Origin of the sequence: Vibrio hepatarius (genome assembly GCF_011806575.1) — a bacterium.
Classification (GTDB): Bacteria; Pseudomonadota; Gammaproteobacteria; order Enterobacterales; family Vibrionaceae; genus Vibrio; species Vibrio hepatarius_A.
Genome location: NZ_JAATOO010000051.1, coordinates 1 through 7,178 on the forward strand (window position 1 = coordinate 1; position 7,178 = coordinate 7,178).

7 protein-coding genes are annotated in these 7,178 nt (G+C 40.1%); 5 read left to right on the forward strand and 2 right to left on the reverse strand.

Annotated elements, in window-relative coordinates; translation table 11 throughout:
- Nucleotides 1-174: 174 nt before the first annotated feature.
- A complete protein-coding gene (locus HCZ42_RS21290) occupies nt 175-684 on the forward strand; it encodes a hypothetical protein (RefSeq protein ID WP_167422676.1) in 510 nt (169 codons plus the stop codon).
- A 1,638-nt stretch (nt 685-2,322) separates the two neighbouring features.
- On the opposite strand, the gene HCZ42_RS21295 is transcribed toward HCZ42_RS21290, so the two are convergent.
- The gene (locus HCZ42_RS21295) at nt 2,323-2,859 is read right to left on the reverse strand and encodes a CPBP family intramembrane glutamic endopeptidase (protein WP_167422677.1); all 537 of its coding nucleotides are present in this window, start codon (nt 2,857-2,859) and stop codon (nt 2,323-2,325) included.
- Between the two features lie 879 nt (nt 2,860-3,738).
- Between HCZ42_RS21295 and HCZ42_RS21300 the strand changes: the two genes are divergently transcribed.
- From HCZ42_RS21300 to HCZ42_RS21320, 4 genes are all read left to right on the forward strand, one after another.
- Nucleotides 3,739-4,545 (forward strand): restriction endonuclease, encoded by an 807-nt coding sequence (locus HCZ42_RS21300; protein WP_167422678.1) that lies wholly within the window; start codon nt 3,739-3,741, stop codon nt 4,543-4,545.
- A 144-nt stretch (nt 4,546-4,689) separates the two neighbouring features.
- A complete protein-coding gene (gene def / locus HCZ42_RS21310) occupies nt 4,690-5,193 on the forward strand; it encodes a peptide deformylase (protein ID WP_167422679.1) in 504 nt (167 codons plus the stop codon).
- 151 nt (nt 5,194-5,344) lie between these two features.
- Nucleotides 5,345-5,932, forward strand: a complete 588-nt coding sequence (locus tag HCZ42_RS21315) for a hypothetical protein (protein ID WP_167422680.1) — start codon at nt 5,345-5,347, stop codon at nt 5,930-5,932.
- 143 nt (nt 5,933-6,075) lie between these two features.
- Nucleotides 6,076-6,483, forward strand: coding sequence for a hypothetical protein (locus HCZ42_RS21320; RefSeq protein ID WP_167422681.1), 408 nt, complete (start codon nt 6,076-6,078; stop codon nt 6,481-6,483).
- Nucleotides 6,484-6,729: 246 nt separating this feature from the next.
- On the opposite strand, the gene HCZ42_RS21330 is transcribed toward HCZ42_RS21320, so the two are convergent.
- Nucleotides 6,730-6,870 (reverse strand): hypothetical protein, encoded by a 141-nt coding sequence (locus HCZ42_RS21330; RefSeq protein ID WP_167422682.1) that lies wholly within the window; start codon nt 6,868-6,870, stop codon nt 6,730-6,732.
- Nucleotides 6,871-7,178: the final 308 nt, after the last annotated feature.

The following is a 7,178-nucleotide window of genomic DNA, read 5'->3' on the forward strand; positions in this document are numbered from 1 at the left end:
AATCAACTTCAAACCAAAGCTTTAGGTTTGGCAACTAACAAAGCATTCAAGAGGGATTCACAACGCTAGGCAGTTTTGGTTTGAACTAGCTTTAGTGTTTACGGCACAATGGTTTAGTTTGGGTGGTGGCGTTGCTCACCCCTTAATGCGGCGTTAACTGGATAAGGAGTTTCGGTGGGAGATTTACCAATTGGTGTTCGTGTTTATAGAAGCCGTTGGAGTTTGGTGGCCGCACTTATCGTTGCCCTTTATTTTCTAACTCCTACGGAAAACGTTGGCGAAGTAGTTGTAGTATTGTTGCTGCTGTTGTTTGGCTTTCGTGAAATTTTTGCTTGGGTAAACGGAAGAACGATACTAGTTGTAAGCCCCGAAGGTATATATCACTACAAGACAGGGTTTATTTGTTGGGATCAAATAGAAGGCATAAAATCATGCACCCCATTTAAAGATATTCATGTTTACGTACCAAGGTTAGAAGTCACATTATCTAAAAGGAATACTTACAATGCTTATTGGTTGCCAAATAACCAAGTAGTATCTGAAAAGCAGATTGTAGTTCTAAGGTTGCTAGGAATTGATCGACGAGTAAAAGATATAGAAAAAGACTGTAATAGAATGATTGCCAGTCATCGTCGATACAGGGAGAACAATCCAGTTAACAAAGCATTTAAGAGTGATTCCTAACGCTTGGGATTTTTGGTGTTAAAGTTGAGCTCAGTGTTTACGGTGGTATGGTTGGGTTTCGTGGTTGCGTTACTCACACCTTAATGCGGCGTTAGTTGCCAAGGAGGAAAACCCAGCTAAAGCAGAATGTTTTAGGGCTAATGTTCGTGTGTTTTTGGCTAGGTTTCTGTATTTCAATTTCTAGTTATTTTAGTTTGTGAAAATCGTGCTTTGGTTTTTTGTGCGGTTTGTTTTTTCCGTTTCAGAAATAGCTTTATTTGTTGGAAGTCAGCTCTGTTACCTTGTCTGTCTAAAAGAGCTTTTTGGTGTGGTTAATCCGTTTTCTACGGAGTTTTGAGTTCCAAGTGGTTTCAGTGACAGGCGCTTTGAAACTGCGCCTGATTTGAGTTTTTCAAAGCACGTAAAAAACAGTGTTGGCAAAGCGGTAATGAACTCCAAATCAAAGCCTTGGGTTTGGCAACTAACAAAGCATTCAAGAGGGATTCACAACGCTAGGCAGTTTTGGTTTGAACTAGCTTTAGTGCTTACGGCACAATGATTTAGGTTGGGTGGTAGCGTTGTTCACCCCTTAACGCGGCGTTAGTTGCCAATGAAGGAAAAAGTAACTAAATCAGCAAGTTTAGGGCTAATGTTAGTGTGCTATTGGCTAGGTTTTCGTGTTTCACCTTCTAGCTTTTCGAATCGGTGATAGTGTAGTTCTGGTTGATGTGTCGCTGGGTTCTTTGTTTCAGAAACTGATTCGTTCGTTGAAAGTCAGCTCTGTTGCTTAGTCTTTCCAAAAGAGTCCTTTGGTGTGCAAAGTCTGTTTTCTGCGGTGTTGTAAATTCCAAGTGGTTTCAGTGACAGTCGCTTTGAAACTGCGCCTGACTTGGTCTTTTCAAAGTGCGTAAAGGCAGTGTTTGCAAAGTCTCAATGAATTTCAAAGTAAAGTCTTTGAGTAGGCAACTAACAAAGCGTTTAAGACGGATTCACAACGCTTGGCGATTTCAGTTCAAGTTAGCTTAAGTGTTTAAGGTACAATGGTTTAGGTTTGGTGGTGGCGTTGTTCACCACTTAACGCGGCGTTATGTAAAGCGGGTAAAATCGGTATTATTCTGTTTATTCGTTCTCTCTACCCATCGGTTTTCATCCTCGTCAAAATCAGCTCTTTCTGTCCTGATTCTTTGCCAAATTAGCCGTAAAACATGCCAAGGTTCGTGAGTTTCCTCATTCAGTTTCAGTGCTGGTTCGTGGTTAGTTTTGCGGTCTTAAAGTGCGGAAAGGGCAAGGTTAACGAAAGTCCCCATTTGCTGATGGTTTCTTTCGTTCGGTTTCCCAGATTCAAAAGCATTTTTGGTCGCTGCTCTTCACCATTTTTCGTTTGTTGAAGCTTGGTCTGTAACATTGCTGGCTCTGCAAATTCGTGAACACTGTTGGGTTCTTTGGTTTTGGCTATTTCTTCGGTCGTACAGGCTCGGTTTTTCGTGGTAACTTTGGCTTATGTGGCTGAATTTACATAACAAAGCATTTAAGACGGATTCTCAACGCTTGGCAATTTCAGCTTAGGTCAGCTTTAGCGCTAAATGTGGCAAGGTTTAGGCTTGGGTGGTCGCGTTGTTCACCACTTAATGCGGCGTTATGTTTCCTGATGAGTTATTATCAAATTAATAAATTGTGCAATGAGTGAATAATGACTACAGTCCAAAGCGATTTCGATTTCTTAGCGAAGTAACCCATGGCTAATCCAAAGGAAAAAACGTAAAGAAAAAGAATTGTGATGTCTTGGTTATTGGAAATCCAAATTGGAATGTGAATCGAAGCGAAAAGAATTGACTGTAGAGTATTTGAACTCCAATAGCATAGCTTTTCAGAAAGTTTCTTGAAAATAAAACCACGGAAAACTATTTCTTCGGTAATACCTGCTAGTAACACAGCATTTATTAAATGAGGCGTATTAAGCTTAAAATCTATTGAACCTTCATGAAGGTAAGAGCCCAAGCTATTAATGGCTAGGATGGTTGCTGAGGCAATGATAAATACCCAGCCATTTATATCTATTTTATTGGCTAAGTTTAAGTAATATATAGGTTTGTTTTTGTCTACTAGTCTGATATATAAAAGAACTGGCAGCACCCAAATTAATATTTTATAAAATGGTCTAAAGTGTTCTGAACTAGGTATTACATATAGCTCCACAACACTCCAAGTAAGAAACAGTAGTAGTGTATAGCGTAATAGGTATCTATTGGAACGTAGCCCGTTTATTTTTTCTCCATGACACTCTGTGCTTACTATGGCCAAATTTTGCTTTTTTTGCATAATGCCTTGATATAAATAAGGAATATAGGTATGGGTGTATATCAAAATAGTGCGCTGTCAGCTACAGTTAACGGATTGGATTGTTTGGTGTGCGATACATATCAAGCTGGTTAAGTTGCAATGGTTGGAAACATAACAAAGCATTCAAGAGGGATTCACAACGCTAGGCAGTTTTGGTTTGAACTAGCTTTAGTGTTTACGGCACAATGGTTTAGTTTGGGTGGTGGCGTTGTTCACCCCTTAATGCGGCGTTAGTTGCCAACGAGGAAAACTCAGCTAATACAGAATATCTAAGGCTAATGTCTGTGTGTTGTTAGTTTGTTTTCGTATTTCAACTTTTAGTTATTTGGGTTTGCGAAAATCGAGCTTTGGTTTCTTGTGTGGTTTGGTTTTTCTGTTTCAGAAGACGATTCACTCGTTGAGAGTAAGCTCCGTGATATTGTCATTTTCAAATGAGCTTTTTGGTGTTGTTAGGTTGTATTCTACGGCGCTGTTTGTTCCAAGTGGTTTCAGTGACAGGCGCTTTGAAACTGCGCCTGATTTGAGTTTTTCAAACCACACAAAGACAGTGTTGGCAAAGTGGTAATCAACTTCAAACCAAAGCTTTAGGTTTGGCAACTAACAAAGCATTCAAGAGGGATTCACAACGCTAGGCAGTTTTGGTTTGAATTGGCTTAAGTGTTTACGGCACAATGGTTTAGTTTGGGTGGTGGCGTTGTTCACCCCTTAATGCGGCGTTAGCCATCAAAGAGAAAAATGAAGCAAGAGAGTATGAATTGGTACCAGTTTCAAGAAGTTATTTGTGAGCACTTTCGAGGCTTAGGGGCTGATGCTCAAACGAATGTGACAGTCACAGGTGTAAGAACAAAACATGATGTTGATATTTTAGTAAAGACAAAGTTCCTAGGCCAGGACATTACTTGGGTAGTTGAAGCAAAATATTGGAATAGCAAAGTTAATAAATCCCATGTTCTTGCGTTAAGAACAATTGTTGACGACGTTGGTGCTGATAAAGGTTTTATTGTTTCTAAGCTAGGTTTTCAATCTGGTGCACTTGAAGCAGCAAAAAGTAGCAACGTTAAACTGAAAACATATGACGAGCTCAAAGCTGAAACTAAGGATATGGTAGAAGCTGAAATAATTAAGATGTATAAAAAGCGACTTCACCTACTTGAAGACCGTTACTGGTCACACTCAAAAAAGACCAGAATCAAGTATCGCTTAAGAGATGACGTATATGATTTTTCGATGAATTTTTCTGGTCAGTTGATCTTAGCAGCAGCTAGACAAGCGATATTGGCAGCTGAAGATTTTAATTACCCAATAACAATTCAAAGTTATCAAAAAGAGCAGCAAGGTAACCCTGTTGCCAGTAACTTTCAGCAGTTACAAAACTGGCTCAATTTGAATCTTAATTATTTTGAAGAAAAGCTCACTGAAGCTGAATGGTCAATGTATCAGAATGGCGAGTATAAGCCTGATTTCGTTCGTACTCCTGAAGACGAAACGACAATCAGTTCCATGTTAGCTGAAGCTATGTATCGCGCTGAAAAAGATGGCTAACAATCTGTTTAAGAGTGATTCGCAACGCTTGGCATTTTTGCTATGCGTTGCGATTAGTGTTTAAGGTGGTATGCGGCGGCGTCGGTATTGCGTTGCTCACACCTTAACAGGGCGTTATGAGCTTCCAAGAATTAGAAGGAAAATATGGCAGTTTTAGAAATTCTGACTGCACCGGATCCAAGGCTTAAGGTCAAAGCAGAAAAGGTGCAAGATATTACGACGGTACAAACGTTAATAGACGATATGTTGGAAACGCTATATGCGACTGACAATGGTATCGGTTTGGCGTCGACTCAAGTTGGTCGTAAAGAGGCAGTTGTTATTATCGACCTTTCAGAAAGTCGAGATGAACCGCTAATTTTGGTTAACCCAGAAGTGGTTAGTGGCTCGGATAAAGCATTGGGTCAAGAAGGTTGTTTATCAGTTCCTGATTACTATGCAGATGTAGAGCGTTTTACTTCGGTTGTTGTGTCTGCTTTAGATCGCGAAGGTAAGCCAATTACCATCGAAAGTGATGAGTTTCTAGCCATCGTAATGCAACACGAAATAGATCATTTATCGGGTAACTTGTTTATCGATTATCTTTCACCACTTAAGCGTCAAATGGCTATGAAAAAGGTTAAAAAGTACGTCAAAGCGTACTCTTAACCACGCTCATAACAATCAATTTAAGAGGGATTCACAACGTTTGGCATTTTTGCTTCTACTTCAAATTTAGTGTTTATGGCACAATTCTTTAGGTGTGGGTGGTAGCGTTGTTCACCCCTTAATTGGGCGTTAGCTTTCATTAGGTGACTTCATGGAAAATTTGCAGTACGACTTATATGAAGAGTTCTCAAAACTCAATAGTGAAGGCAGGCTTCCTGTACATCCAAGACGGTGGCTGAATTCGCTGGTAACTAAACCAATGTATCAGAGCCTTTACAAAAAACTAAATATACAGCCTAAATCTACGCTGGTTTGTATTGATGGTAAAAAAAAAAGCATAGATGGTTATAGCCAGAAAATATCAAAAAGATATGCGTTAAAAAGGCATAATTGCTTCTATACCAACGAAGATGGAAAAAATAGATATCGAGACTCAAACTTTGATTGGTTTCCACTAGAGGCGAGAATCGTTGACCAAATGTGCTTACGAGATGACTCTTTAGAAATTGAGACTCAAACCCCAGTAGGTAATATTGACTGTGAGAATGAACATACTATCTATGAAGTAAAGCGTAAATCTCATTGGAAGTCAGGGCTTGGACAGTTGTTGGCATACTCTATATTTAGACCTAATAAATCTAAAGTTTTGGTTTTATTTGATAATACTCAAAAAGTTTGTGTTACACATGTTGAGAAAGTGTGTAAAGAATACAATGTCAAAGTTGAGTTTATCGATTGAAAGCTAACAAAGCGTTTAAGACGGATTCACAACGCTTGGCATTCTCAGTTTGATTCGGCTTTAGTGTTTACGGCACAATGGTTTAGGTTGGTGGTCGCGTTGTTCACCACTTAACGCGGCGTTATGTAGCAAGGAGATACGGTGTGCTTAACTTTTTGAATAAAAAGTCTTATGTTCAGTCAGTCGCTAAAGATGTAGCTCCTAAACTGTGTGCTAAGTTTGGGAAGAAGCCCGTCTATTCGTTTCAGGAAATTAGTTGGGCATTGAGCGAGATTAAGTGCAGTGATGACCAGTTCTATAAGTCAGTATGTTATGGCATGTTGCTGCCTTACAGCAAAGAGTTGGCTATCGAGTTACAAGAAGATTTAGGCGACTTGTTAGAGTTTCAAAAGTCTGTCGGAGAGATCTTATTTAACGTGTCGGAAGTTCCTTCTGTTGAAAGCTACCTGTTATATGCAGAGGTAAATTCAGTACCTAAATGTAAAGTTACGAACACGAGTTTAGATAGTTCCGGTGGAGTAAACTTTCTTGATTTTGGTGGCGGTGACTAGCTACATAACAAGGCGTTCAAGAGGGATTCATGCCGCGTGGCATTTTTGATATGCAGTGAATTTTGGTGGTGAAAGTGGTTTGCAGAAAGTTGGTTTAGGCGGCATTCACCCCTTAACGCGGCGTTATGTTTACTTGTATTTCAATGGCTTAAAAATTCTTCGATCTGTGTTCTTTGTCCCTTTGGCCATTCGTCCGAGTTGCCTCAGCAAATCCGCATTGTCGGCCCAAGTTCGTGAATCTCTCAGTCAGTAAAACATGTCAATGTTCGCGGGTTGCTTCATTTTCAGGTCGTGGCGGTTGGTTTCAAATCTCACTGGCTCTAAGTCGCTTCCAGCATATTTGTCAGTTAGCATCTCGGCTTGGCAGTTGCCTCGGCAATTTGCCATTGTTCTGCGCTTTGGTTGGAAAGAGAGGGCGCTTGTTGAATGTTTATCGGGTTGCCTCATTGGGCAGGAAAGTGGGCTTACGCGTTTGGTGTTTCGTGCACCTGGCGGCCAAGTGAGTACGAGCTTGTGATTCACTTCTTGAAATACGTTCAACAAAGCAGTTCTTTGCTAAGTAAATCAGTCATTTGTGGTAAAACATAACAAACAATTCAAGCAGACCCTCAACGCTTAGCACTTTTGGTTTGCGTTGAATATCGTGTTGCCGAGCAATGCGGGAAGTTAGCCAGGGCGTTTCGGGCTACTTAATT